The sequence below is a fragment of the Desulfosudis oleivorans Hxd3 genome (genome assembly GCF_000018405.1).
Classification (GTDB): Bacteria; Desulfobacterota; Desulfobacteria; order Desulfobacterales; family Desulfosudaceae; genus Desulfosudis; species Desulfosudis oleivorans.
In genome coordinates, this window is the sequence record NC_009943.1 from 2,379,399 (window position 1) to 2,404,328 (window position 24,930).

Annotated in this window: 20 protein-coding genes; 5 read left to right on the forward strand and 15 right to left on the reverse strand. The window is 56.7% G+C overall.

Annotated features, from left to right (window positions below):
• The first annotated feature begins 20 nt into the window (after positions 1-20).
• Positions 21-974, forward strand: a complete 954-nt coding sequence (locus tag DOLE_RS10095; protein WP_012175384.1) for a GDP-mannose 4,6-dehydratase — start codon at positions 21-23, stop codon at positions 972-974.
• A gap of 58 nt (positions 975-1,032) precedes the next feature.
• On the opposite strand, the gene DOLE_RS10100 is transcribed toward DOLE_RS10095, so the two are convergent.
• The 8 genes from DOLE_RS10100 to DOLE_RS10135 form a co-directional block, all read right to left on the reverse strand.
• Complete coding sequence (locus DOLE_RS10100; protein WP_012175385.1) at positions 1,033-2,151, reverse strand: glycosyltransferase family 4 protein; 1,119 nt, start codon at positions 2,149-2,151, stop codon at positions 1,033-1,035.
• 47 nt (positions 2,152-2,198) lie between these two features.
• The gene (locus tag DOLE_RS10105; protein WP_332306745.1) at positions 2,199-3,200 is read right to left on the reverse strand and encodes a glycosyltransferase family 2 protein; all 1,002 of its coding nucleotides are present in this window, start codon (positions 3,198-3,200) and stop codon (positions 2,199-2,201) included.
• Complete coding sequence (locus tag DOLE_RS17425) at positions 3,191-4,234, reverse strand: glycosyltransferase family 2 protein (RefSeq protein ID WP_012175387.1); 1,044 nt, start codon at positions 4,232-4,234, stop codon at positions 3,191-3,193. The genes DOLE_RS10105 and DOLE_RS17425 overlap by 10 nt, the downstream gene beginning before the upstream one ends.
• Before the next feature lie 393 nt (positions 4,235-4,627).
• On the reverse strand, positions 4,628-6,091 hold the full coding sequence (locus DOLE_RS10115) for a lipase family alpha/beta hydrolase (protein ID WP_012175388.1): 1,464 nt from the start codon (positions 6,089-6,091) through the stop codon (positions 4,628-4,630).
• 306 nt (positions 6,092-6,397) lie between these two features.
• On the reverse strand, positions 6,398-8,128 hold the full coding sequence (locus DOLE_RS10120; protein WP_012175389.1) for an AMP-binding protein: 1,731 nt from the start codon (positions 8,126-8,128) through the stop codon (positions 6,398-6,400).
• The gene (locus tag DOLE_RS10125) at positions 8,125-9,162 is read right to left on the reverse strand and encodes a histone deacetylase family protein (RefSeq protein ID WP_012175390.1); all 1,038 of its coding nucleotides are present in this window, start codon (positions 9,160-9,162) and stop codon (positions 8,125-8,127) included. Before DOLE_RS10125 ends, DOLE_RS10120 begins: the two co-directional genes overlap by 4 nt.
• Before the next feature lie 159 nt (positions 9,163-9,321).
• Complete coding sequence (gene acs / locus DOLE_RS10130) at positions 9,322-11,286, reverse strand: acetate--CoA ligase (RefSeq protein WP_012175391.1); 1,965 nt, start codon at positions 11,284-11,286, stop codon at positions 9,322-9,324.
• An 18-nt stretch (positions 11,287-11,304) separates the two neighbouring features.
• Entirely contained in the window at positions 11,305-13,206 is a 1,902-nt protein-coding gene (locus DOLE_RS10135; protein ID WP_012175392.1) for a bifunctional acetyl-CoA hydrolase/transferase family protein/GNAT family N-acetyltransferase, read from the reverse strand.
• 257 nt (positions 13,207-13,463) lie between these two features.
• Here DOLE_RS10135 and DOLE_RS17430 point away from each other — a divergent pair, with 257 nt between their 5' ends.
• On the forward strand, positions 13,464-14,261 hold the full coding sequence (locus tag DOLE_RS17430) for a response regulator (RefSeq protein WP_012175393.1): 798 nt from the start codon (positions 13,464-13,466) through the stop codon (positions 14,259-14,261).
• Positions 14,262-14,334: 73 nt separating this feature from the next.
• Here the strand turns inward: DOLE_RS17430 and DOLE_RS10145 are convergent, their stop codons facing one another.
• The 6 genes from DOLE_RS10145 to hisC form a co-directional block, all read right to left on the reverse strand.
• Complete coding sequence (locus DOLE_RS10145; RefSeq protein WP_012175394.1) at positions 14,335-15,342, reverse strand: hypothetical protein; 1,008 nt, start codon at positions 15,340-15,342, stop codon at positions 14,335-14,337.
• Positions 15,343-15,460: 118 nt separating this feature from the next.
• Positions 15,461-16,390 (reverse strand): putative 2-dehydropantoate 2-reductase, encoded by a 930-nt coding sequence (locus tag DOLE_RS10150; protein WP_153304409.1) that lies wholly within the window; start codon positions 16,388-16,390, stop codon positions 15,461-15,463.
• 54 nt (positions 16,391-16,444) lie between these two features.
• Entirely contained in the window at positions 16,445-17,344 is a 900-nt protein-coding gene (gene sppA / locus DOLE_RS10155) for a signal peptide peptidase SppA (RefSeq protein ID WP_012175396.1), read from the reverse strand.
• Between the two features lie 122 nt (positions 17,345-17,466).
• Positions 17,467-19,281, reverse strand: a complete 1,815-nt coding sequence (locus tag DOLE_RS10160) for a 30S ribosomal protein S1 (RefSeq protein ID WP_012175397.1) — start codon at positions 19,279-19,281, stop codon at positions 17,467-17,469.
• Positions 19,282-19,386: 105 nt separating this feature from the next.
• Complete coding sequence (gene cmk / locus DOLE_RS10165) at positions 19,387-20,055, reverse strand: (d)CMP kinase (protein ID WP_012175398.1); 669 nt, start codon at positions 20,053-20,055, stop codon at positions 19,387-19,389.
• On the reverse strand, positions 20,052-21,140 hold the full coding sequence (hisC, locus tag DOLE_RS10170; protein WP_012175399.1) for a histidinol-phosphate transaminase: 1,089 nt from the start codon (positions 21,138-21,140) through the stop codon (positions 20,052-20,054). The genes cmk and hisC overlap by 4 nt, the downstream gene beginning before the upstream one ends.
• 134 nt (positions 21,141-21,274) lie before the next feature.
• On the opposite strand from hisC, the gene DOLE_RS10175 reads away from it, so the two are divergent.
• Positions 21,275-22,447 carry an exo-beta-N-acetylmuramidase NamZ family protein gene (locus DOLE_RS10175; RefSeq protein WP_012175400.1) on the forward strand — a complete coding sequence of 391 codons (1,173 nt, stop codon included), beginning with the start codon at positions 21,275-21,277 and terminating at the stop codon, positions 22,445-22,447.
• A 28-nt stretch (positions 22,448-22,475) separates the two neighbouring features.
• Positions 22,476-23,168 (forward strand): ribonuclease HI, encoded by a 693-nt coding sequence (locus tag DOLE_RS17435; protein ID WP_012175401.1) that lies wholly within the window; start codon positions 22,476-22,478, stop codon positions 23,166-23,168.
• A gap of 60 nt (positions 23,169-23,228) precedes the next feature.
• Here the strand turns inward: DOLE_RS17435 and DOLE_RS10185 are convergent, their stop codons facing one another.
• On the reverse strand, positions 23,229-23,498 hold the full coding sequence (locus tag DOLE_RS10185) for a hypothetical protein (protein ID WP_012175402.1): 270 nt from the start codon (positions 23,496-23,498) through the stop codon (positions 23,229-23,231).
• Positions 23,499-23,772: 274 nt separating this feature from the next.
• On the opposite strand from DOLE_RS10185, the gene DOLE_RS17440 reads away from it, so the two are divergent.
• On the forward strand, positions 23,773-24,621 hold the full coding sequence (locus DOLE_RS17440; RefSeq protein ID WP_012175403.1) for a hypothetical protein: 849 nt from the start codon (positions 23,773-23,775) through the stop codon (positions 24,619-24,621).
• Positions 24,622-24,930 lie beyond the last annotated feature (309 nt).

Below are 24,930 nucleotides of genomic sequence, written 5' to 3' on the forward strand. Positions count from 1 at the left end.
AAGTACTGGGGAATGACTAGATGAAAAAAGCCTTGATTTGCGGGGTAAGCGGCCAGGACGGGGCCTATCTGGCCAAACTTCTGGTAGAAAAAGGATACCGGGTATGCGGCACATCCCGAGATGCCCAGAACGCCACCTTTTCCAACCTGAAAAAACTGGACATCCTGAATTCCATCAAAACCTATTCCATGGCGCTGAATGATTTCAGAAGCGTGCTGCACGTCCTCAACGATGTGGAGCCGGATGAGGTATATAATCTTTCTGGACAGAGTTCAGTGGGGCTTTCCTTTGAGCAGCCGGTCGAAAGCATGGAAAGCATCAGCCTGGGGACCCTTAACATGCTGGAAGCTATACGGTTTCTTTCCAAAAAAATCCGATTCTACAATGCCGGATCCAGCGAATGTTTCGGAGAGACCACGGTGGACAAACCGGCGGACGAGGCCACGCCGTTCCACCCGCAGAGCCCTTACGCCGTGGCAAAAAGCGCGGCCCACTGGCAGGTAGCCACCTACCGGGAGGCGTATGGATTGTTCGCCTGCACCGGCATCCTGTTCAACCACGAGTCATGTCTGAGACCGGAACGGTTCGTCACCCGAAAAATCATCGAATCCGCCCGCCGTATCTCCATGGGGTCAAAAGAAACGCTGGTGCTGGGCAATATTAAAGTGGTCCGGGACTGGGGATGGGCACCTGAATATGTTGACGCCATGTGGCGTATTCTGCAGATGGACTCGCCTGCTGATTTTGTCATTGCTACCGGGCACAGCACCAGCCTGGAGCACTTTGTAGAACTGGTGTTTGCTGCATTTAACCTTGACTGGGAAAAACATGTAGAGACGAGGCCTGAACTGTTGCGTCCGTTGGATTTGGTGCAAAGCCATGCAAACCCGGCCTGTGCAATGAAGAAACTCGGCTGGCAGGCAAAAAACAAGGTGGAAGAGGTGGTGCGGCTTATGGTTAACGAAACATTATAAATACGGACGTTTTATCCTTCCATTTGAGTTCTGGCCATGCCTGGGCTGGCCTTGTCCTCTATGCCCGATTAAGAAACACAAGCGTTGTTTGCGCTGTTGCTTCCCACGTGAATTGACGTGCGCGTTTTGCACCTTTTTCCACAAGGTGTTCCCGAAGGTGGTTTTGGGTAAGGACGGACAAAATCCCGTTCGCAATGTCGGCAGGGTCCAAAGGATCCACAAACATCGACGCATCCCCCGAAACCTCGATGAGCGGTTCGATTTTTGAGCAGACAACCGGCACGCCGCTCGCCATGGCTTCCAGAATAGGGAGACCGAACCCTTCATGAAGGGTGGGATAGACGAACAGCTCCGCCCCGCGAAAGACCGCGGATATCTCTTCGAAAGGAAGCCAGCCAAGCATGATGACATCTTTTTTCAGGTCCAACGCAGAGATTGTGTTTGCGACCTTATCGTATCCCTGGTTCCACGCACCGGTAAACACAAGCTTTTTACCGGGGATCTTGTCTTTAACCGCTTTAAATGCCGTTAAAAGCCGCTCATGGTTCTTGTGGGGCAATAAAGCTGCGGCATAAAGAATATAACGCTCAGGGAGACCATACTTTGCTCTTATAGCCAAATCGTCCTTCCCGGCTGCGGGCGTAAAAATATTATGCTGTACAGCGAGATAGCCCACGGCGATCTTTTCCGGACGTATTTTGTAAAACTTCACGATGTCCTGTTTTACATGCTCGGAAATGGTCATTATGCCGTCTGCGGTTTTTGCGCTCAAGTAGATTATCGACCTCAGGAAAAACAGATGAAAGCGTGAAAAATTCTGCGGCTGATTGATATGCTGAAGATCTAAGATGGTGAGAATCGACCGCGCCGGACAGAAGAAAGGAGCCGTCATTCCTGCCGAAAGTACGGCATCAATGTTATATTTTTTAATTTGAAAAGGCAGGATGCATTGTTCCCAAAGTATACGGATCGGACGACTGGCAGCGTGGATGGGGCAAAGCACTGTCTTTATGCGCGACGTTTCCGGAAATACACCGATGCTTTCCTTGTTTATAAAAATAAAATAGGTATTATCCCCGCCGAGAAGATCGAGGTGCTTCACAAGGTTTCTGATATATGTTTCCGAGCCCCCGACCTTGCCTGGAAGCAGATAGAGCGCGTTAATGCCTATTTTCACCAGTTAACACCTTTCTTCAGGCCAAATAAAATGAGTATTTGTATTGGCTATATATCGCAGCCATAGGTTCCCTCCTTTAAGAATGAAAGCGTCTGAATGGAGTTTCTTCCAGACGCCCAGCCTATTCCGCGATAGATCCAATAGGGCAGCAGCATAAGAAACAGTGGCATCATAATAAGAGCACCCGCCAGTATCTTTTTTCTGATTTTTTCCGGCAAGGGCAGCAGAACCACTTTATGAAACACCCCGTAAAAAAGCCGGGGAAATACCCTCAGAAAACAGGACAGGGAAAGGTTGATCGCATAGACCGTGACTCGGTTGGCGCTGATCCGGAGAAACTTTTTCAACTGGTTGAAACCGGCCTCCTGAACCGGGCGCTGGTTGTGGTACAGAATCGCGGCAGGTTCAAAACAGAGTCGCCACCCCTTTGCCAGCAGCCGCAACGACAGGTCCAGGTCCTCGCAGTAGGAAGTGCCGCCCCAGAGGTCTTCGGCAAACGGGGATTCCTCTCCCAGGGCCATGCGGCGCACAAAACAGCCGCCGCCGCTTAAAAAAGCGGTTCGGCAGCGTTCCGTCTTCACTTCCCGATACTCCGCAAAACCGTACCGGTTTAAAAAATGGCCGTGTCCGGCTGCCGGACGTTGACCTTCAAGAAACGCGCTTACATCCATCACCCAGGGCATGATCATGTTGCAGTTCAGCCCCCCCAGAAGCGGCTCATGATCAAACACATTCAACCCGGCAGTAATAAATCTTTTGTCAAGAATCGTGTCAGCGTTTATAAAAACAAGGGCTTCGCCGGTTGCTCTGTCTGCGGCTATATTATTGCTTTTCGAAAAGCCAGCATTTTCTCCCTGTATGAGCTGTACCCATGGATGGTGTTGCCGGACCCAGTCACCGGTGCCGTCACCGGAACCGTCATCCCGCAAAATTACTTCCATCTCATGGCGATCCAGAACCTGCTGCTCCAGGCTCGGCAATAAAAGACGGAGGTCCTCCAGATTATTATAAGCCGAAATAATCACGCTGGCTTTCACACCTATCTCCACCAGCTTCGAACAACAATTTTTGCGAAATTGAGGCCGTACAGCCAGTTTCTGCCTTTTTTGCTTTCACCGTATTTTCGTCGAAGAATGGTGATGGGGGCCTCGCGAATGCAAAAACCGCCCTTGGCCGCGTTGATGATCAGCTCGCTGGTGTGAAACTGGTCCTCGTCCAAGGGGACGCGCCGGACCACGTCCATTTTAAAGGCCCGGAACCCGCTGGACGGGTCGGTGATATTAAGGCCGGTGAGCCGGTTGATGATAAAGCTGAAAAAATAGACCCCTGCCAGCCTGAACAGACTGTCCTTTTCCCTGGACCCGAGAATGCGGGAGCCGATAACAATATCGCATTGTTCTTCCAGCAGCGGGGAAAGCAGTGCGGGAATCTCCTCGGGGTTATGCTGGCCGTCGGCATCCATGGTGACGCAGATGTCGATATCCGCCTTTTGCAGGATATCATATCCCAGCCGCAGGGCCGCGCCCCCGCCCCGATTGATGGGGCTGCGAACCGCAAAGGCCCCGGCAGCAATCGCGCACTCACAGGTGCCGTCGTCGCTGCCGTCGTCCACCACCACCACCCCCAGCTTCAGCCCGCCCACCTCTTTGGGGATACGGGGCAGGACCGCCCGCAGGTTGTCTGCCTCATTATAGGCCGGAATAAGAACCGCCACGTCACATCCGGCAAGGTCGGTTCGAATTTTTTCAATGTAATTTGCGATGCCCACGGCCCGCACAAACCGGTCAAACTGGTACTTGTGTTTCAGAAAGGAGGTGCGCATCAGAATGAGGGCAAACCAGAGCACTCCAACGGCAAAAATCAGCAGGGCCATCAACCGGCCCCGTTCCGCATCATCCAGGGCCAGCATGCGCTGTAAAATGTTTATCAGGCCGGGATTGAGGGAAAGAGCAAAAAGAAACAGGCCGGACCCGGCAAACAGGAAAAAATTGGCCCGGTTCCACTTCTGGCCGCGGAAGATACGAAAGCTTAAGAGAAAAAGCGCAAGACCCACGACCATGCCGAGCAGCCGGATGTTTGACATATGGTTTTCCCTTACGAATTTCAGGTTCTTGTATTCGGCCCATCTTAGTGGCAAGCGCAGGTGAAGTCAACCGGCAAAACACCGGGCAGGGCCGGGGTAGAACGCCTGACGGCATCACTACGAACAGGGGTGTGCGTTGCGGACGAAGCATCCGTTTGTAGTGTGCCCGTAAGGGCATCGTACTCGGCCGGGGTAAAACGCCTGACGGCGTCACTACGAACAGGGATGTGCGTTGCGGACGAAGCATCCGTTTGTAGTGTGCCCGTAAGGGCATCGTGTGCGGCCGGGGTAGAACGCCTGACGGCGTTACTACGAACAGATGCTCAGCTTAACCCGAATATTTCATGAAATATCCGGGTTCGGCTTTTAAATCAACATCCGTGATTTTGCTTTCTACCATGACGTCACGTCAAAATAGAGCTTTGCGCGAAACCCCTTGCGATTAGCCAGGGGGATATACGGCCCCGCGTCATCCCGGCTCAGCCCGGTCCCCCGGTTTTCGCCCCAGTTGTCGTCTGATTCAATATAACGAAGCGTCCACTGGTCCTTATTCAACACAACTTTCAAGACGATTTTGTCCCGGTAAAGATTTTCATCCGGAATGCGCCGCTTTTTCGATAAAATACCATCCACCCAGAAATCCGTGCTGCGCACGGTAAGATCCACGGTAAAGACCATGGTTTTACCGGAGGTGATTTTCGAAGAGTCCAGAAAAATACTTCCCAGTACGGGATATCTTGGCGCCTGCAGGCCGGCACGCTCCGGATAAAACAACTCGTCATAGGTTCTGAATACGGCCGACGCATGTTCGGCGCGCCGGTCACTGAGCGGAATTGCGGCCTCACCTCTTGGCATCATGGTGCATTCGAACAGGTAGGAGCCGCGCACCCGTTTTTTGGCGTCATATTCCCTGCGAATGGACGGCGGCAGGGGCAGCGCTTCCGGCACCATGCGCAGGATCACCCGGTGATCTCCGAACAGAAAGCGCACCAGGTTCTGGTATCCTTCCTGCGAATTCACCATACCGTAATGACCACTATGGCTCAGGTGACAGTACACACGGGGCGCGCCTTCCACATAGGCATTTTCAGTTCGCACCAGGCCGTCGCTGGATGCGCCGACAACCAGGCGGGCAAGATTGTAATCCCGGGGATTGGTGCCGACCAGGCAAAAAAACCGCTCTGCCGGGAACTTTCCATCCAGATGATTGACCTTGCCGCCACGCGGTTTGAGATCGAGGAATTTGGCGATATTGCCGCGATTAAAGTTGCTGATGTCCCACAAGCCAAGAATCCCCGGCACATTGATCCCGCCGATCTCAATGCCGTTATGCGGCGTTCCATAAGTGAAGACCTTGTCAACGCTTTGCTTTGCCACCCGGCTGCCCACCTTATCATTCTGCAGCAGGCAGCGGCATATCAGGCCGCCCATGGAATGGGCCACGAGATAGACCCTGAAGGCACGTTCGGCCTTCGGGTCTCCGCCGCAAACATGATTCCGCACCTCTTCAATCCGGTCGCTCAGATCCCTGGCCGCGTCCATGATGCCTGGGCGCCGGCCTTCCCCTGTTTCCGCCTGTTCATAATAGCGATGGATGATGATGCTCTGCCGGGGAATGCGGTCATCACGTATCTTGCCATCCAGGTAGACGTCACTATATCCGTATTCCTTCATCAGCCGGATCAACGGCGATTCAAAGATGTATTGTAAAAACGACCGATCATGAGATTGCCTTATCCGGGTCGAGCCCAGGTTAAAGCCCATGTAGGGTGTGTTCACCGTATCTTCAATTTCAGAATCCCGCATGGCAAAACCACGGACATAGATGATTGGGTGCAGCCTGGGGTGCAGTTTCATGGTTTATCCTCCCGCGCAATAGGTTTGAGTTTTGACTGAAACAGGGGTTGTATTTTTCTACTATCAATGCGGGCGAATGAAAAGAAAAAAAATAATGATAGATTATATTTTTATTATTTTGGTCGATATACTGAATGCTGTATAGAAAAGGCGGGTTTTAAGGATCTTCTCCGATTTAGTGGGTGCGCAGGGTTCAAGAATTCAAGGGGTCGAGGGTCCAGAGGCTTGTTTCGGGAGATGAACCAATTTTAATGGTTTGCCCGGTTCTGCCTTTGCCCTTGCGTGCTTCGGCGCGACAAGCCATCATCAATCTTCCATACTGACTGCATCCCCGCCGGGCAGCCCCAGTTCCCAGGCGCGCAGGACACGGCGCAGGAGTTTACCGTTGCGGGTGCGGGGCAGTTTTTCAGTAAAGGTGATTTCATCCACGTCAATGTCCGGGGCCACGCCGGCCTTGAGAAACATGCGGATCTCCCGATTGAGCCGGGAGGAAGCCGGATTGCCAGGCTTCAGGGTGACAAAAGCCTTGATCGAAGAGGTGCCGGTGTCCCGGTCCCCTCCCCTGGCAATGACTGCGGCTTCGGCCACGGCCGGGTGACCGCACAGGGCCTGTTCGATTTCAAAGGGCCCGATGGCCCGGTTTTCCCTGGTTTTCAGAATATCGTCCAGCCGTCCCTGGTGATAGAAATAGCCCTCTTCGTCCTGAAGGGCAATATCGCCGGTGAGAAACCAGTTGTTTTGGAAATGACCCTCATACCGGGCCCGGTCACCCCACAACCCGACCATCATGGCCGGCCACCCGGACTTGAGGGCCAGCTGTCCGATGGAGAGGGCCGGCAGTTCCCAGCCGCTGTCGTCCAGGACGGCGGCTTCGATGCCGGGCAGGGGTTTGCCGATGGCGCCGGGCTTAATGTCCAGGCAGGGCAGATTGGCGATGCAGATCATGCCGGTTTCAGACATCCACCAGTTGTCATGAGGAGAAAGGCCCAGGTGTTTTCGGACCCAGTAAAAAGGATCGGGCATTAACGGGGCACCCACGGTGACGATATGGCGCAGGGCGTCCAGGTTGTAACGGCCGGGCAGGTCCTCGCCGGCCTCCATCAGGCCACGGATGGTATTGGGCGTGGTGTACCACACCGTCACCCGGCAGGCCTCAAGGGTGCGGTACGCATTGACGGCGGAAGAAGGGGCAGGGGCTTCTGAAACCACAGAGGCCACGCCACAAAGCCAGGGGGCCAGGGCCGCGTAAACCGTTCCGGTGACCCAGGCCGGGTCGGCATCGGTCCACAGCACGTCATCGGCCTTCAGGTCCAGTACCCATTTCGCGGAGGCGTAGATGCCGACCATATCGCCATGGCCGTGAATGATACCCTTGGGCGGCCGGGTGGAGCCGGAGGTGTAAACGACATAAAGGGCGGTTCCCGGGGTCACCAGGCGCGGTGAAAAGTCGGCAGGCAGGGACGCGGGCCCGTCTCCCACAACAATTTCATTGTCATACAGCCCGGGAGCGTCTGTGGTGAGAAAAAGGGTTTTCAATGCTGCGGCCCTTTCCGGTGGAATCATCTCCACCAGGCCGGGGTCGGTCAGGACAGCTTTGGGCGCGATATCGGCCAGCCGGGACTCCAGTTCACTGTAACCGGAAGAGGCAAACACCGGGCAGAACACAATGCCTGCCCTTGCGCAGGCGGCCATGGCAAAAAAGAACGCCCGGCAGGGCGGCAGAAAAATCATCAGGCAGTCGCCGGCCTCAAGACCGTTTTTGACAAAAAAACCGGCCCACCGGGCCGAGATGTCGCGCATCTGCAAAAAGGTGTAGATATCGGTGTGACCGCCCTTGTGAAATATCATGGCCGGCTGTCCGGCCGTGTCCGGCCGGGCGGCCCATTTATCGATGGATTGCGCGATGATGTTGACCCCGGCATCGCTGTTGATGCCCAGTTCGGCAGCCGCATTCGACCACTTGAACGACCGGCGCGCGGCCACGTAGCCGGAAAGGTTGGCGTGGGAATTATGGGCGGGTATCCGGGCCTTGATCATGACACGATTCCATAAGGTTTGTGGGTTGTAAAAACAGTCTCCAGCAGTTCGTCGGCCGCATTCGGGTCCAGGGGCGCCGGCACCGGTCCGGCCGGAGCGTATGAGACCAGGGCCTCCAGCACGGCTTTGGCTGACGCGGCATTGGCGCCGGGGTCATATCCGCCTTCCAGGGAAAGCAGAAGGGGAACATGATCGGCATCGGCCAGTTCGCACACCAGGCGCGCAAGCAGGAAATAGGCGTTTTCGCTCCAGGCCGAACGGCCCAGGGGATCGTCGGCATGGGCGTCGAACCCGGCGGCGATCATTACCATTGAGGGCGTGTACCACCGGAAAACCGGCGTCAGCACAGTGCGGTAGATGTATGCCATGTCACCGTCGCCAAAGGAGCGGGACAGGGGCATGTTCAGGGTAAACCCCCTGCCCCCGGCCTCGCCGGTATCGCCTGCCTCCCCGGAATAGGGAAACAGCATCAGGTCATGAGAAGAGACGTAGAAAACGCCTGGCTCCCGGTAAAAGATGTCGTGAATGCCGTTGCCGTGATGCACGTCCCAGTCGACGATCAGAATCCGTTCCAGGTTGTAACGCATTCGGGCATACCGGGCCGCGATGGCCAGGTTGTTGAGCAGGCAGAAACCGGTGGCCCGGTCCGGCAGGGCGTGGTGGCCCGGGGGCCGCACCAGGGAGAAAAAGGCGCGGCAGGCGCCGGACAAAAGAAGGTCCACCCCCTGCATGCAGGCCCCGGCCGCCAGCCAGGCCGCCAGGTAGGAGTGGCCGCTGACCGGCGTGTCCGGCGCCATGCTGGTGATTTTGTGCTCAGCGGTCTTTAATATTTTTTTCACATGGCCGGGGGTGTGGACCAGCTCCAGCTGGTCCAGGGTGGCCGGCTCCGGCGTCATTGTTGTCACTGTGCCGGCAAAATGCCGGTCCACCATGCGATAGATCGAAGCCAGCCGGGAGGGGCTCTCCGGATGGGCGTGACCGGTTTTGTGAAGCAGAAAGCGGTCATCCCGGGATATGGCTACCTTGCGAGACATGCTTCGTCATTTCCTGTCATACGCGGACCGCTGGAAGGATTCAAGGGCTCAGGGGGGTGTTGTGGCAGTGCACCTGGCCCCTTGGCCCCTCGACCCCTTGAATCCTTGAACCCTGCGCACCCACTAAATCGGAGAAGATACAATTTTATAAGGTCAAATTCATAATTTGGAAACGTCCACCTTATCCTTAATCAGTTTTTCAATCACCGATTCATCGGCAATAGTGGAGGTATCGCCCAGTTCATCGAGCTTATTGGCCGCGATCTTTTTGAGAATGCGGCGCATGATCTTTCCGCTGCGGGTCTTGGGCAGGCCTTCGGCCCACTGCACCACGTCGATGGTGGCAATGGGGCCGATCTCCCGGCGCACCTGGGCCACCAGCTCCTTTTTCAGCGCATCGGACGGCTCCCTGCCTGTCTTGAGAATCACAAAGGCATAGATGCCCTGCCCTTTGATGGCGTGGGGAAAGCCCACCACTGCGGCCTCGGCAACGTGGGGGTGCAGCACCAGGGCCGACTCCAGTTCGGCCGTGCCCAGGCGGTGGCCGGATACATTGATCACGTCATCAATGCGGCCGATGATCCAGAAGTAGCCGTCCTCATCTTTTCGGGCCGCGTCGCCGGTGAAATACATGCCCGGAGCCTGGCTGAAATAGGTGGAGATAAACCGCTCATGATCACCGAAAACCGTGCGGGCCATGCCGGGCCAGGGCTTGCGAATGCACAGAAGCCCTTCTTCATCCGGATGTTTGACCGGCTCTCCGGCATCGTCTATGATCACCGGGTCGATACCGAAAAAGGGAAAGGCGCATGAACCGGGCTTGACAGGCGCTACGCCGGGCAGGGGCGTGAGCATGTGGCCCCCTGTCTCGGTCTGCCACCAGGTGTCGATAACGGGGCACCAGTCCCTGCCGATATGGTGGTGATACCAGCGCCAGGCCTCGGGGTTGATGGGCTCGCCCACCGTGCCCAGCAGCATCAGGCTGGAAAGATCGTGCTTCTTCACATGGGCCTCGCCCTCCCTGGCCAGGGATCGGATGGCCGTGGGCGCGGTATAAAATTTGTTGACCCGGTATTTTTCCACAATGGCCCAGAACCGGTCAAAATCGGGATAGCTGGGAACGCCCTCGAACATCACGCTGGTGGCGCCGTTGACCAGGGCGCCGTAAAGAATATAGCTGTGGCCGGTGATCCACCCGATGTCGGCGGTGCACCAGAAGATATCGCCCGGGTGCAGGTCAAACACGTACTCCATGGTCATGGCCGCGTAAAGAAGATATCCGCCGTGGGTGTGGACCACGCCCTTGGGCTTGCCGGTGCTGCCGCTGGTGTAAAGGATAAACAGCGGGTCCTCGGCGTCCATGGGCTCCGGCTCCACCTCGTCGGCCAGGCCGGGGAGCGCGATCAGTTCATGCCACCAGTGCTCCAGCCCGGGCGTAAGAAAAATCCCGGAGTCCACATGGTTGACCACAATCACGGTTTTTACCGCCGGGCACTTTTTCAACGCCTCGTCCACGTTCTTTTTCAGGGCCACGGGTTTGCCCGACCGGAAACCGCCGTCGGCCGTAATCACCACTTTGGCTCCGCAGTCGTTGATGCGGTTGGCAATGGCCTCGGCGCTGAAACCGCCGAACACCACGCTGTGAACGGCGCCGATGCGGGCGCAGGCCAGCATGGCCACAGGCAGCTCGATGATCATGGGCAGATAAATAATGACCCGGTCCCCCTTTTTAACCCCCTTGTGGCGCAGGGCCGCGGCAAACCGGTTGACCCGGCGATAGAGCTCGCCGTAGGTATAGGCCTGAGCCCGGGCCGTATCATCCCCCTCCCAGTAGTAAGCCACCGCCTCTTCCCTGGTTTCCAGGTGACGGTCCAGGCAGTTGAATGAGGCATTCAGCCGGCCACCGCCGAACCACTGAATCCGGGCCTCGGAAAAATCATAGTCCAGCACGGTGTCCCACTTTTTATACCAGGTGAGGTAATGGTCGGCCTGGCGTGCCCAGAAGGTATCGGGACTTTCCAGGGATTCCCTGTAGAGCCGCTGATACGCCTCCATGCCCTTGATATGGGCGTTTTTTTGAAACTCTTCCAGATGGGCGTCATAGGCTTTTTTAAACTCGGTCATTGGCCATCTCCTTGGAAATCAATCACGTTGGGCCGGGCCGGCATCCGGTGCCGGCTGTTCGTCGTTTAAATAACAGGTCATGGTCACCATGTCCGTATCCCGGCTGGTCTTTATCGCATAGGGCAGCGTGGCAAACAGCTTTTTCATGGCCGTGTTGGCCGGTTCGGTATAGGCCACCAGGCCGGCGATGCCGTTGCCCATGGCGGCATAGGCCAGCTTGTGCAGGATCACGGTGGCAATGCCTTTTCCCTGCCACGGCCGGCTCACCGAAAAAGCCACTTCGGCCATGTTGCCGGGGGACTCCAGCATGTAGGCCCCGATGCCCACCACCTCGCCGAACCCGAAGTCACCGGTGACCGCCAGAATGGTGAGGTTCTTGATGTAGTCGATTTCATACATTCCTTCGAGGTCGTCCCTGAAAAAACAGGTCTTATTCTGAAAAAACCGGGCGATCACATCCTTTTTGTCCAGGTTGTAAAAGTGTTCCTGAATGCGCCGGTCATCCACGGGTTTGGCCGGCCGGAACTTGACGGTTTGGCCGTCGTAGGTCCGGGTCTCTTCCAGGCCGGCCGGGTATACGCCGCGCAGGGATTCGCTCAATTTGCGGCCCGGCGCCAGTAATCCCATGTCCCGAGCCTGTTCAAAAAGCGCTTCCCGGAAGTCGGGATGGGCCAGGGAGATCATGGCCGTGGCCCGCTCCTGAAGGTTTTTGCCGAACAGGTTGACCGCGCCGAATTCACTGACCACGAACCCGGCATCGTTCATGGAAACCACCACGTTGCCCGACAGCCGGGGCACGATGCGGCTGGTCTTCCTGTCCACCGAGGTGCTGGGAATCAGCAAAATCGACCGGCCTCCCGGGGCCATGGCCGCGCCATGAACAAAGTCCGGAATGCTGGAGACGCCCGCGAAGTAGTTGTGCGGCAGGGCGTCCACCGAGGCCTGGCCCACAAGGTCCATCTCCTTTACCATGTTGACCACCACCATCTTGTTGTGGCGGGCGATAACCCCGGGATTGCTGACATAATCGGCCGGGAAGAACTCAATAGAGGGGTTGTCGTGAACAAACTCGTACAGATTTTCCGTTCCCACGGCGTTGCTGGCCACGATCTTGCCCTCATTGAGCCCCTTGCGCCGATTGGTGATCACACCCCGGGAGACCAGGTCCATGATACCGTCGATGACAAACTGGGTATGGACCCCCAGGTCGTTTTTTTCGGACAGGGCCAGCAGGATGGCCTTGGGTGTTGCGCCCAGGCCCAGCTGAAAGGTGGAACCGTCTTCGATCAGGTTGGCCACCAGCCGACCGATCTTGTGCGCCGATTCGAGCTCGGGCAGCTCCGGAATGGTGTAAAGCGGCTCATCGCACTCCACGACAAAGTCAACGTCATTGACATGGATGAAGCTGTGCCCCAGGACCCGGGGCATGCGGGCATTGACCTGGACAATGACGATATCCGCGGACGTGGCGGCGGCCATGCCCACATCCACCGATATACCCAGGCTCATCCAGCCGAAGTCGTCCGGCGGCGAGGTCTGAATCAGGGCCGCGTGCAGGGGAAGCTGGTTCTTGCGGAACAGGTCCGGCACCGCCGACATGTTGATGGGGGTGATAAACGGCCGGCTGGGCGCCAGGTGGCGGGCATCGCCGGCGCCCTGGTAAATGTTGCGGACATGGAAGCTGTTCAGCCGGTCCTGGTTGACCAGGCGCGTGATGGGTGATCGCTCGAGCCCCATCAGCCGGACGATTTCCAGGTCGGAGAACCGGTCGGCCTCTTCCACCAGGGTGTTCACCAGGTGCTGAGGCTCTCCGCAGGAAGAACCGATAAATATCCGGCGACCGGACTTGAGAACCGACAGGGCCTCTTTGGCGGTTCTTTTTTTCCGGACATATTCATCAGGCCAGTATCGGGCTTGCATGGGGCACCACAAATTGAAAAAAGTTGATTGCGCTTTTGACAGTATTGATAGTAGCACAAGGCAGTTGCGGGCCACAACCCCTTTCTGCCGCCGTTCCGGTGGTCCGGGCAGGGCCGGCGTGCTTTTCCGGGTAACGAATTACAGGCCGGGCACGGAAAAAGATTGACACACAAACCGGGTTTGCTATAGATAAGGACTATAAATACAGCTTCCTGTTTGTTTCATTATAAAATCTTTGCAGTCGGACAGACCACTTCATGAAAACCATTCTGATCGTCGACGACACCAAGCTGGTACGGCACTTTCTGGCCAAAAAACTGGAGCCGTACACCAGTGAATTTACGGTTCTTACCGCTGAAAACGGCAAGGAGGCCCTGGCCCAGGCCCGGTCTGTGAAGGTCGACCTGGTGATAACTGACATCGAAATGCCGGTGATGGACGGGTTTGAGCTGCTGGCCCACCTGAGCAATCACCATCCTGAAACGCCGGTGTTTGTAATGACGGCCAACGGCTCCCCGGAGCTGGAACAGCGCATTGATGCCATGGGCTCCCTCAAATACTTTGAGAAACCCATTGATGTGGACCTGCTGCTGGCCGCCATTCGCGAGATATTTGAATCCAATGCCAGGGGCGCGGTCAACGGCATCAGCCTGGCCTCTTTTCTGCAGCTGATCCAGATGGAAAGCAAAAGCTGTACGCTGCGGGTGAAATCCGATGGAAAAAGCGGACGGCTGTACTGCCTGGAGGGCGCCCTCATCGCCGCGGAAACCGGGGACCTGGCGGCTGAAAAAGCAGTCATAGAGATGATCTGCTGGGAGTCGGCCGTGATTGAAATCCTGGAGCTCAACCGGCAGAAAGAAAAAGAGATCAAGCAGCCGCTGATGAACCTCCTGATGGAGGGGTCCCGCCGAAAGGATGAGATGGCGGCCACGAAAAAAGCAAAACCGGCGGCCCCCAGACCGCCCCGGCCGGCCAGGCCCCCGGAACCGGCAAAAAAGAAAGACGACCCCGCCAAAGACAGCGACGACATTGCCTCGCTGTACCAGTGGGACTGACACCCGTTCATCCGGGCCCGCCCTCACCGTTAGCCCGGATGTTTCACGAGAATCTCCCTATAACAACCCACCTCTAAAAATTCAGTTCCGCCCCCTTGAAATACTGAACCCGCAGATGGTTTCCCCTTGCATCATCTCCCAGGTAGGCAAAACGGCGATAGGCCCACAGGCCCTGGTGGGTAAGCTGGCGCAGGGATGGATTTTCGACCTCCATGAAAAAGCCTGGTGCCCGGCGTTCTTCCCCTGTGTCATAAAGAACCTGCATATCATCCACAGTGGTGTGAAGCAGGCAGAACGCCAGGCTGGAGCGTCGATGGGGTTTGCTGACAAAGGCCCTTACATGCCACAGCGGCATGTTATTCAGCCGGGGGGTCTGCCGGTATTGCAGGGTGCAAACACCGGCCAGGGTTCCATTGGGATCCCGGCCAATCTTGGCGGCTTCAGGCACCCGCTGACGCGCTCTGTCTTCCTTGATGGCCCCCTCGGCCAGCCAGAAGGAGACAATCTCTTCAGCCAGTTTCTCGTCAACCTTTCCAAACACCCACTCCATGGAAAAGCCCGGTTCCAGTTCCCGGTGCACGTCGGCCCAGCCGCCGGGTTCATCCAGCCACGCGATGCGGCAATGCTGGCCCTGGCTGGTGCGGCCGGCATAAAACAGGGCTGTTTCGGGCCAGAAGGCCTGAGGATACCGCCGGGCCATGGCCTCGTCCGGCAGGATCACAAAAATACCGGTGGGCGCCTTCTGAGCCCCCTCCTTCTCCAGCAGGTTCTGGGCGATTTCACGTGTACCGTTGAACAGGGCCACAAAGGCCTCATAAGAGCGGTCTGTATCCGGAAGAAACTGGCGGTACACCCATATATTGCGGTTGCCCAGCAGGGGCAGTGCCGTGGCTACGATGGAACAGACGCCACGAATATCCCCGTTCCCGTTTTTCAGCACACAGGCCACATGGTTAACCCGCTGACGAGCCCCGGCTTCATCCAGAGCACCGTTGCCTACCCAGAAACGGACCAGTCCGTCGGCCAATGGGCCGGTTTGACCGAACACCTTTTCCACCGTGTATCCCTGAGGTAAAGCCATGGCTGATCTCCTTTGAAATCGTTTTAAAAAAATCCGCTCCACTGGACAAGAACCGAAAAATCTGTATCACACGGCACAAAAGGGGCGAAGGACCCAGGGGGGGGCTTGCACCCTTACTTCATCCCCGGTTCCGGCGGTCCAGGAATTCCAGTTGTAGGGCAATGGTTTCGGACCGGGGCATGGCCACGCCGGCCGCGGCGGCCATTGAAATGGGCAGACGGTAAATCTCCTCGACTTCCAGCTCCCTGCCGGCTTCAAAATCGAGCATCATGCTGGGCCGGTAGGCGACCATGTTTTTTGTGGCCGCGATCATGATCTCAATAAAATTTTCATCCAGCGGATGCCCGCAGGCCCTGGCGCCGGCCACCACCTCTTCCATGATGCCGCGCACCAGCGCAAGGGCCGAAGGATCGGCCATCAATTGATCCGTGGTGGCGTTTAACACCACGGTAACGCCGTTAAAGGCCATGTTCCACACCAGCTTCTGCCACCGGGCCAGGGCCAGGTCTTCGGCCAGGTCCACCGATATGCCGGCGGCCGAAAACGCATCAGCCACCTGCCGCAGTTCCGGCGTGATGCCGGCGGCCGCGCCATCGGCCCGGTACTGGCCCAGACGGACCGACCCGAAATCCAGGTGATGAATATGGCCCGGCCCGATCTTGTTGCTGCACAGAAAACACAGGCCCCCGATCACCGTGGCATCAGGGACGATCTCCTGAATCGTCTTTTCAACGCCCAGGCCGTTCTGAAGGGCCACCACCACGCCGCCGGGCTTGACCACGTGGGGCAGAATGCCGGCCAGCCGATCATTGGCCGTTGTTTTCAGGGCCACAATCACCACGTCGCACCGGGGCATGTCCGATGCGCGGCAATAGGCGTTGACCTGTTTCAACCGGAAACTGCCGTCCTTTGAGTCAATGGTCAGGCCTTTTTCCTGAACATGGACATAATCCCCACGCAGCAAAAAATGGACCTCAAACCCGTGACGGCAGAGCAGACCGCCGTAATATCCGCCCACGGCTCCGGTTCCGATGATGGCAAAGTTCATTGTTTCTTCCATTTCGATCCCGATCCCGATTTCGATCCCGATTTTAATTTGATGTTACAATCCCGGCCGGTAAAGGTAGCCGGCGGAAAGAGCCTGACCGTGCATCAGTGTGTTTGCCAGCTCTTCGGCTGAGGAGCCTGTCAACAGTTCGGTCAGGGAAAACTTTGTCTTTCTTTCCGGGTAGACCTGAACAATATCGCCTTTAATGCCCGCCATCCGGCCGACGGTTTCCACCGCGTCTTCCAGGTTGCCCAGTTCATCCACCAAGCCCAGCTCCAGGGCTTTTCTGCCGGTGTAGATGCGGCCGTCCGCCAGCTTCGCCACCGCCCCGGCATCCATGTTTCTGCCGGCGGCCACGTCATCAATAAACTGCTGGTGAATATCATCGGCAAACTCCTGAAGAATCCGTTTTTCGCGTTCTTCCAGGGGTCTCACCGGAGACCCGATATCCTTGTATTTGCCGCTTTTGATCACCACGGGCAGCAGCCCAATCTTGTCCATCAGCTCCTGAAAGTTGGTGTAGCTCATGATCACGCCGATACTGCCGGTCAATGTGCCGGGATTGGCAAATATTTTTTCCGTTGCCGACGCCACATAATAGCCGCCCGACGCGGCCACGGAGCCCATGGAGGCCACAACCTTTTTGGTTGCAGCGGTTTTATGAATTTCCCGGAATATCTCCTGGGCCGGTCCCACGGCACCACCGGGCGAGTCGATGCGCACCACAATGGCCCGAATGGCATCCTCCTCACGAAAGGTTTTCAGTTCTTCGATCACCTGTTCAGAAGAGAGAATAACCCCCTTCACCTCCACAATCCCCACCCTTTCACCGGACTCGAAAGCGGGTTTGCCCGAATAGAGGCCCACCACAAAAGAAATAACCGTGGCTGAACCAAACACAATGGCAGACAGCACCAGGATGAAAAAAAGAAACGGATGTCTTCTGGAAAACATGACTCTCTCCTGCCGGAAATGACCGAATAGATGAACCCCAAATAAAAACCGGGGGCGTGACCATCCGGCCCCCGGTTTATGATTATCCTACAACCGCGTGAAAAAAAGCAAGCCGCCTTTTTTTACGCGTCGGTGTCCGACGGTTCGTCCTCGTCGTCTTTGTCGGATGTTGCGGCCTCTTTTTCGGCAGCATCCTGATTCCCCTGAAGGGTAAAGCCGTTCTGAAGGTTTTCCCGCAGCAGCTCACCAAAGGCGGAGGTGGTGCCCCTGGAGTTGTCCACGTAGTCCTTGAGCAGGGTCTTGTCATCTTCCACGTCGAGCCGCTTGATGGAAAGGCCGATCTTGCGTTCGTCGGCATTGACGTTCATCACCCGGGCGGTCAGCTCGGCGCCCACTTCGTACTGACCCACCGGTGTTTTGATCCGCTCGGTGCTGACCTCAGATACGTGCACCAGCCCCTCAATACCCTCTTCCAGCTCCACAAAAATGCCGAAGTCAGTAACATTGGTCACAACGCCCGACACCTTGGTGCCGATGGGGTAGCGGTCCCGGACACTCTCCCAGGGATCAGACTCAAGCTGCTTGATGCCCATGGAAAAACGCTCGTTGGCCTTGTCGATCTCCAGCACAACGGCCCGCACCAGGTCCCCCTTCTTGTATATCTCAGAAGGATGCTTGATCCGCTTGGTCCAGGAGATGTCGGAAATATGGACCAAGCCGTCAATATCATCATCAATGCCGATGAACAGACCAAAATCGGTGATGTTCTTGATGCGGCCTTCGATCACCGTGCCCACGGGGTACTTCTCGCTGATCACCTCCCATGGATTGGGCTCCACCTGCTTCATGCCCAGGGAGATACGCCGGTTGCCGGGCTGAATGTCCAGCACCACGGCATCCACCTCTTCCCCGATGTTGACCACCTTGGAGGGGTGGCGGATCTTGCGGGTCCAGGATATCTCAGACACGTGAATCAGGCCCTCGACGCCCTCTTCCAGTTCCACGAAAATGCCGTAGTTGGTGATGCTCACAACCTTGCCGGTTGTCTTGACACCCACCGGGTACTTCTCGGCCGCCGACTCCCAGGGATCCGGGGTCAGCTGCTTCATGCCCAGGGATATCTTTTTCTTGTCCAGATCAAAAGAGAGCACCTTCAGGGTCACGTTGTCGCCCACAGTAAACAGCTCGGAGGGGTGGCGCACCCGGCCCCAGGAAATATCGGTGATGTGCAGCAGGCCGTCGATGCCGCCCAGGTCCACGAACACACCGTACTCGGTGATGTTTTTCACAATGCCTTCGACCACCTGGCCATCGGCCAGGGTCTCCATCAGTTCAGCCCGCTTGGTGGCCAGGGTCTCTTCCAGCAGTACCCGGCGGGACAGCACGATGTTGTTGCGCCGGCGATTGTACTTGAGGACCTTGAAATCATAGGTCTGGCCCACCATCTCGTCAAAGTTGCGGATGGGCCGAAGGTCGGCCTGGGAACCCGGCAAAAATGCCTGAAGCCCCACATCCACGGAAAAACCACCTTTGACGCGATTGATGATCACGCCGCTGACCACGCCGTCATTGTCAAAGGTGTCCTTGATGGTCTCCCAGATCTTGTCCTTTTCGGCCTTGTCCTTGGACAGAACGAGCTTTTCATGTTCCTCGTCCCAGAACTCAATCATCACTTCAACATCATCATAGATCTTGACGTTGACCTCGCCCTTTTCGTTCTTGAACTCGTTGATGTTGATCTGTCCTTCGGACTTGTAGCCGATGTCCACCAGCACATAGTCCTTGTCCACGGCAATGACCTTGCCCACGACCACCTCACCCTCGGTGAACTGCTTGAAGGTGTGGTCATACATGGCCATGAGTTCTTCCATGCTTTCCATGCCGCTTTCTTCGTTTTCGATGTTGTCTGCATCCTGCGTTGTGTTGTTGTCTACCATTAAAAAAAACCCCCTTACCGGAATTTAAACGGCCCCGCAGGGCCTTTTGATTCGGGAAACCTATCAGTATGACAGGTAAAATGCAAATGAAAAGTCACGCCTTTTTCAAAAATCGACCTGTTTTATGCGGGACAGCATGGATTGGACAACCTGGTCGATGGAAATCGCGGTGGAGTCCAGTAAAATCGCGTCATTGGCGGGTTTGAGGGGCGCGTGGCTTCGGGTCCGGTCATTGTGGTCCCGGGTGCGAATCTCTTCGGCGATCTGTTCCAGGGTACGGGTCTCATCCGCGGACCGCTCGTCATAGCGCCGCCGGGCACGCTCCTCAACAGAGGCATCCAGAAAAAACTTCACCTCCGCCTCGGGAAACACCACCGTGCCCATGTCCCGGCCTTCGAAAACCGCATTCTTCTCTTCTCCCAGTCGGCGCTGAAGGTCAAACAGGAATTTCCGCACCACCGGCCGGGCCGAAACGGCCGAGGCCAGCATGCTGATTTCCGAGGTGCGGATCAGACCGCTGATGTCCCGGTCCCCGTCAAACAGCCGCGACCCGTCCTCATTCACCACAAAGCGCAGCCGAAGTCCCGTACACAGCCGCTCCAGCCCGTCGTCGTCCTCAGGGGCCACGCCCTTTTCTTTGGCGGCCAGGGCCACGCCCCGGTACAGGGCACCGGTATCCACGTACCGATAGCCCAGGCACCGGGCCAGGGCCTTGCTGACCGTTGTTTTACCGGCGCCGGCCGGGCCGTCGATGGTAATCAGCAGAGGCTTCATTTCAGCACCGCCTTTAACGCCGCCACAAACCGGGCGTTTTCCTCCGGCAGACCAACGGTTACCCGGATATAGGAAGGATATCCGTAGGAGACCATGGAGCGAATGATCACGCCCTGCTTTAACATCTCTTCAAAAACAGCGGCGGCATCTTTTTTTACATCGACAAGAAAAAAATTGGCCTGGGAGGGAAAACAGCGAAGGCCCATTTTCTCCAGCTCGGCATAAAGCCAGGCCAGCCCGTCATGCACCACGGCCAGGGTTTGTTTTAAAAAGGCCTCATCATCCAGAGCCGCAATAGCCGCCACCTGAGCCAGGGAGTTGACATTAAAGGGCTGGCGAATGCGGTTTAGAATCGCCGCCAGATACGGCGGCATGACGCCGTATCCCACCCGAATGCCGGCCAGGCCATAGGCCTTTGAAAAGGTGCGCAACGCCACGAGAGGACGGCTGTTGTCAAGAAAATCAAAGGCCCGGGCACACTCCGGGTCCTGAACAAACTCGATGTAGGCCTCATCCACCACAATCACCACATCGGAGGGCACCGCCTCCAGAAACCGTTCAAACGCCTTTCCGGAAAAAACCGTGCCGGTCGGGTTGTTGGGGTTGGTGAGAAACACCATCTTTGTTTTTGACGTAACGGCACCGGCCACGGTGTCAAGAGGCAGTGCCCGGTCGATCAGCGGCACATAGACCGACCGCGCGTTGACCATGCAGGTGGTGATATCATACATGGCAAATGAGGGATCGGTCATGATCACCTCGTCGCCGGGCAGCAGCAGGGCCCGGGTGAGCATGCCGATGATGTCGTCGGAACCGTTGCCCAGGACAATGGACTCCGGGGCCACCCCCAGTTTTTGCGCAAGTTTTGAGACCAGGTAATACCCGCTGCCGTCGGGGTAGCGGTGCAGCCCGGAAAGTGCTTTTTCAATGGCGGCCAGGGCCAGGGGGGACGGCCCCAGGGGGTTTTCATTGGAGGCCAGCTTGATAGATCCCGAGATGCCGTATTCCCGCTCCAGCTCTTCAATGGGCTTTCCCGGCACATAGGGCTTGATTGATAAAATATAGTCCGGCGGCGATATCTTCATGTTCCGCTTCTCCATGCATCCGTGCTTTAAATTCAACCCGGGGTGTGCTAATGCTCTTTCGTGGAAATCGAGTTTTCATTTATATATGGGTATGGTCCGGGTTGTAAACAGATTTTGACTGAAATGCAAGGCCTATGAGAACCAGACCAGGCATCGAGATACTGTGTGAATCGCCGGGCCGGTGGCCCCTGACCGGACGGCTGGGACTGCTGGCCAACCCCGCGTCCGTAGATGGGCACCTGCGCCATGCCAGGGACCTGCTCCGCGAAACGTTTCCCGGCCGGCTGACCGCCCTCTTTTCCCCCCAGCACGGGTTTTTTGCCGAAAAACAGGACAACATGGTCGAGTCCGCCGGTTTTACAGACCCCGACCTGGGCATTCCGGTCTTCAGTCTCTACGGTGACACCCGGATTCCCACCCCGGAAATGATGGATGCCATCGACACCCTGGTCATCGACCTTCAGGATGCCGGCACCCGGGTCTATACCTTTATTTACACCCTGTCCTACTGTATGGAAGCGGCCCGTGATCACGGGAAACCGGTGGTGGTGCTGGACCGGCCCAACCCGATAAACGGCATCACCATGGAGGGAAACCTTCTGGCGCCGGAATGGGCCTCTTTTGTGGGACGGTATCCCCTTCCCATGCGCCACGGCCTGACCATCGGCGAACTGGCCCGGCTTTTCAACGACCGGTTCGGCATCGGGTGTGACCTGACCGTTGTGCCCATGGCCCACTGGCAGCGGTCCATGCGATTTGCCGACACCGGCCTGCCCTGGGTGGCGCCCTCGCCCAACCTGCCCACGCCGGATTCAGCGCTTGTTTATCCCGGCCAGGTGATCTGGGAAGGCACCAACATCTCCGAAGGCCGGGGCACCACCCGGCCCTTTGAATATTTCGGCGCCCCCTTTCTTGATACGCACGCCGTGGCGGCCCGCATTCAACCCGAATTTTTAAAAGGCGTGGTGCTGCGGCCCATGGTGTTTGAACCCACGTCGAGCAAGTGGCAGGGCGTGCCGTGTCAGGGCTTTCAAATTCACCCGGTCGCGCCTGATCATTACCGTTCCTATACGCTCTCCCTGGCCCTGCTGCAGGTGGTGATCAATATTCACGGCGATGCCTTTGCATGGAAACCGCCGCCCTACGAATATGAACATGAGCGCATGCCCATTGACCTGATCCTGGGGGACGGCAACCTGCGAAAACGGATCGAACAGCAGGAAGAAATTTTCGCCCTGGAACAGGAATGGCACGACGATCTTGAATCGTTTAAGACCCTGAGCAAAAACTTTCACCTCTACACATAACCGAAATATCCGGGTAAAGGGGAGGACGGTGAGCACTGACACGCCGGGCTGGAAGCGGATGGCCTTTAAAAACAACAAGGTGTGGGTTGAAACCGGCCCGGCCGGTGACCTGCTGGTCCAGGACGGAAAGGTGCGTATCAAGTATCAGCTGGATCAGCCCCATGAGTACCGTGTGCATAAGGAAAGCCTTCGCCCCCTTGACCGGCCTGGCGCGGCCCCGGCAACATCAACGGTAAAATCACCGGCAAAAAAGAAGCCCGTCCCGGCAAAAAATTTTGCGGGAAATGGAACAGAGGTAGCGGCGGCAATGGCGGAAAAAGACGCCATTCAGGTCTTCACCGACGGGGCCGCCTCGGGCAATCCCGGCCCGGCCGGCATCGGCGTGCTGCTGATATACGGCAACAGCCAAAAAACCATCTCCCGCTACATCGGCCACGCCACCAACAACATCGCCGAGCTCAAGGCCATTGAAGCGGCCCTGCTGGAAATCAAAAACAAAAAACTGCCGGTGCGCCTTTTCACGGACAGCGCTTATTCCCTGGGCGCGCTCACCCTGGGCTGGAAGGCGCAGAAAAACGTGGAACTGATTGCCGGCATTCAAAAGCTGATGCGAACATTTTCAGACCTGAAAATTTTCAAGGTCAAGGGTCATGCCGGCATGGCGGAAAACGAGACAGCGGACCGGCTGGCCACCGAGGCGATTCAGAAGCTTGCGGAATAAAAAAAGCCCGTGCATGGGCACGGGCTTTTCAATAAACAGACAAAACGCGAAGCAGGACGATTAAGCGTTGTCCTTGCCCTTGAGCGCTTCAATCTCTTTTTTCAGTTCAGCGACCTCGTCTTCCCTGCTGTCACCGGCAGGAGCAGTGGCGGTATCGTTCTTCCAGGTGTCCTTGAGTTCATCAAAACCCAGGTAAAGGGCCAGACCGCCGCCCATCAGAAGCACCAGGGGAATGATCCCCGCCAGAATGGTCAGAAATGCATTAAACCATACCGCAAGAAGAATAATACCGATCACGGATGCGATCGCGCCGCCAATCAATGTTTTCATAACACTGTCCTCCTTTGACCAAAGTTATTTGCAACATGCTGAATTTACAAAATACGAAGCATCCTGTACATTCAAAAAACGGCATTATAACATACCTTTTGGCAAACTCAAGCTAAAACCATGCACGTTTTGACGGAATTTTCACCCGCACCCCCGCCCTGCTGCCGTGACCGGGGGGTTCTTCAAATATTCTGCTGTTTCATGATATAGTGCACAACAACCGGCGGCCGGATCGTCGCGGGCGACCATCCCACCCCTTACATGGAGGCCTGAAATGAAACATTCACTCATGACCACGGTGCTGCTGATGGTGCTGGCGGCCCTGTTCGCGACAACGATTTTTCTTGCCGAGCCCATGGAAAAGAGCGGCGATATTTACCTTCAGAACACCCTGAAAAAGGCATCCATCTCCTTTGCCGGGGCACGGGCCATCAACGCCCTTGTTTCCGTGCTTCAAAAAATAGAGGCCGGAGGCTCTCTCAAACTGCTGGGCACCGGCGGGTCTGCCACCATTGCCCCGTTTGAATGGCTGGACCCCATCAATGACCTGGCCGAGTGGTTCTCCCTGATCATGCTGGCCAGCTGCGTGTCCGTGGGCATTCAGATGTTTATCAACCAGGCCATGCCGTGGCTCGGGGTGATGGTGCTGTTGCCCCTGGCCGGGGCCCTGCTGATCCTGGCCCTGGTCATAAGAATTTCCGGATATTCGGCAGGCCGTCTCCTGTTCCGGTCCGGGTGCAAGACCCTGGTGATCACCATCCTGCTCACCGGCATGATTCCGGCCATGGCCGCCGTCAACCACGCCGCCTATAAACTGTTTCTCAATGACACCTATGAAACCGCCGCCGCGACCCTTCAGGCCCAGTCCGACGGCATTGCCGCCGCTGAAAAAAAGAGCGGGGTCATGGAGGCGGTCGCCGGGCTGGCCGAACAGGCCGAGTCCCTGAAAGAGAAGGCCGCCCGGCTGGTGGACCACATACTGGACCTGATCGTGGTGTTCCTGGTCCAGACGATCCTGCTGCCCCTTGTGATCGTCTGGCTCTTTGTCAAGCTGATCACCCGCCTGCTCCTGGGCCGGGGAGAATGGCCCTTTGAAACGGCCTTTGACCCGAATGTTTCATGAAATATACGGATTGGCCATTGGGACCCGGCGTCCCTGTTGTTTCTTGCTCTTGCTCGTACTCGTACTCTTGATCGAAACAAAAAGACGATTACGAGCACGAGTAAGAGCACGATACAACGCAGCAGATTTACCTTACGCAATGACTTGAGCTCTTTCCCTGCACCTGTAAAACCATTCTCCGTGGGTATTATTTGTATTAAAGGACAGGGCTTACAGGCCTGAGTTATGTCGAGGCGTCACGCGGGAGCGGGACAACGAAGCAATCTCTTTCATTCATGCCGCCTACAGACTCCGCGTTATAATCCAAAT

What these genes read in the sequence shown, in the direction of transcription:
- DOLE_RS10175 (WP_012175400.1), top strand. Translation starts at nt 21,275, where the DNA reads ATGAGAACCAGACCAGGCATCGAGATACTGTGTGAATCGCCGGGCCGG.
- DOLE_RS17425 (WP_012175387.1), bottom strand. Translation starts at nt 4,234, where the DNA reads ATGTCAAACATCCGGCTGCTCGGCATGGTCGTGGGTCTTGCGCTTTTT.
- DOLE_RS10095 (WP_012175384.1), top strand. Translation starts at nt 21, where the DNA reads ATGAAAAAAGCCTTGATTTGCGGGGTAAGCGGCCAGGACGGGGCCTAT.
- acs (WP_012175391.1), bottom strand. Translation starts at nt 11,286, where the DNA reads ATGACCGAGTTTAAAAAAGCCTATGACGCCCATCTGGAAGAGTTTCAA.
- hisC (WP_012175399.1), bottom strand. Translation starts at nt 21,140, where the DNA reads ATGAAGATATCGCCGCCGGACTATATTTTATCAATCAAGCCCTATGTG.
- DOLE_RS10135 (WP_012175392.1), bottom strand. Translation starts at nt 13,206, where the DNA reads ATGCAAGCCCGATACTGGCCTGATGAATATGTCCGGAAAAAAAGAACC.
- DOLE_RS10120 (WP_012175389.1), bottom strand. Translation starts at nt 8,128, where the DNA reads ATGATCAAGGCCCGGATACCCGCCCATAATTCCCACGCCAACCTTTCC.
- DOLE_RS17430 (WP_012175393.1), top strand. Translation starts at nt 13,464, where the DNA reads ATGAAAACCATTCTGATCGTCGACGACACCAAGCTGGTACGGCACTTT.
- DOLE_RS10150 (WP_153304409.1), bottom strand. Translation starts at nt 16,390, where the DNA reads ATGAACTTTGCCATCATCGGAACCGGAGCCGTGGGCGGATATTACGGC.
- DOLE_RS10185 (WP_012175402.1), bottom strand. Translation starts at nt 23,498, where the DNA reads ATGAAAACATTGATTGGCGGCGCGATCGCATCCGTGATCGGTATTATT.
- DOLE_RS10125 (WP_012175390.1), bottom strand. Translation starts at nt 9,162, where the DNA reads ATGTCTCGCAAGGTAGCCATATCCCGGGATGACCGCTTTCTGCTTCAC.
- DOLE_RS17440 (WP_012175403.1), top strand. Translation starts at nt 23,773, where the DNA reads ATGAAACATTCACTCATGACCACGGTGCTGCTGATGGTGCTGGCGGCC.
- DOLE_RS10145 (WP_012175394.1), bottom strand. Translation starts at nt 15,342, where the DNA reads ATGGCTTTACCTCAGGGATACACGGTGGAAAAGGTGTTCGGTCAAACC.
- DOLE_RS10115 (WP_012175388.1), bottom strand. Translation starts at nt 6,091, where the DNA reads ATGAAACTGCACCCCAGGCTGCACCCAATCATCTATGTCCGTGGTTTT.
- cmk (WP_012175398.1), bottom strand. Translation starts at nt 20,055, where the DNA reads ATGAAGCCTCTGCTGATTACCATCGACGGCCCGGCCGGCGCCGGTAAA.
- DOLE_RS10160 (WP_012175397.1), bottom strand. Translation starts at nt 19,281, where the DNA reads ATGGTAGACAACAACACAACGCAGGATGCAGACAACATCGAAAACGAA.
- sppA (WP_012175396.1), bottom strand. Translation starts at nt 17,344, where the DNA reads ATGTTTTCCAGAAGACATCCGTTTCTTTTTTTCATCCTGGTGCTGTCT.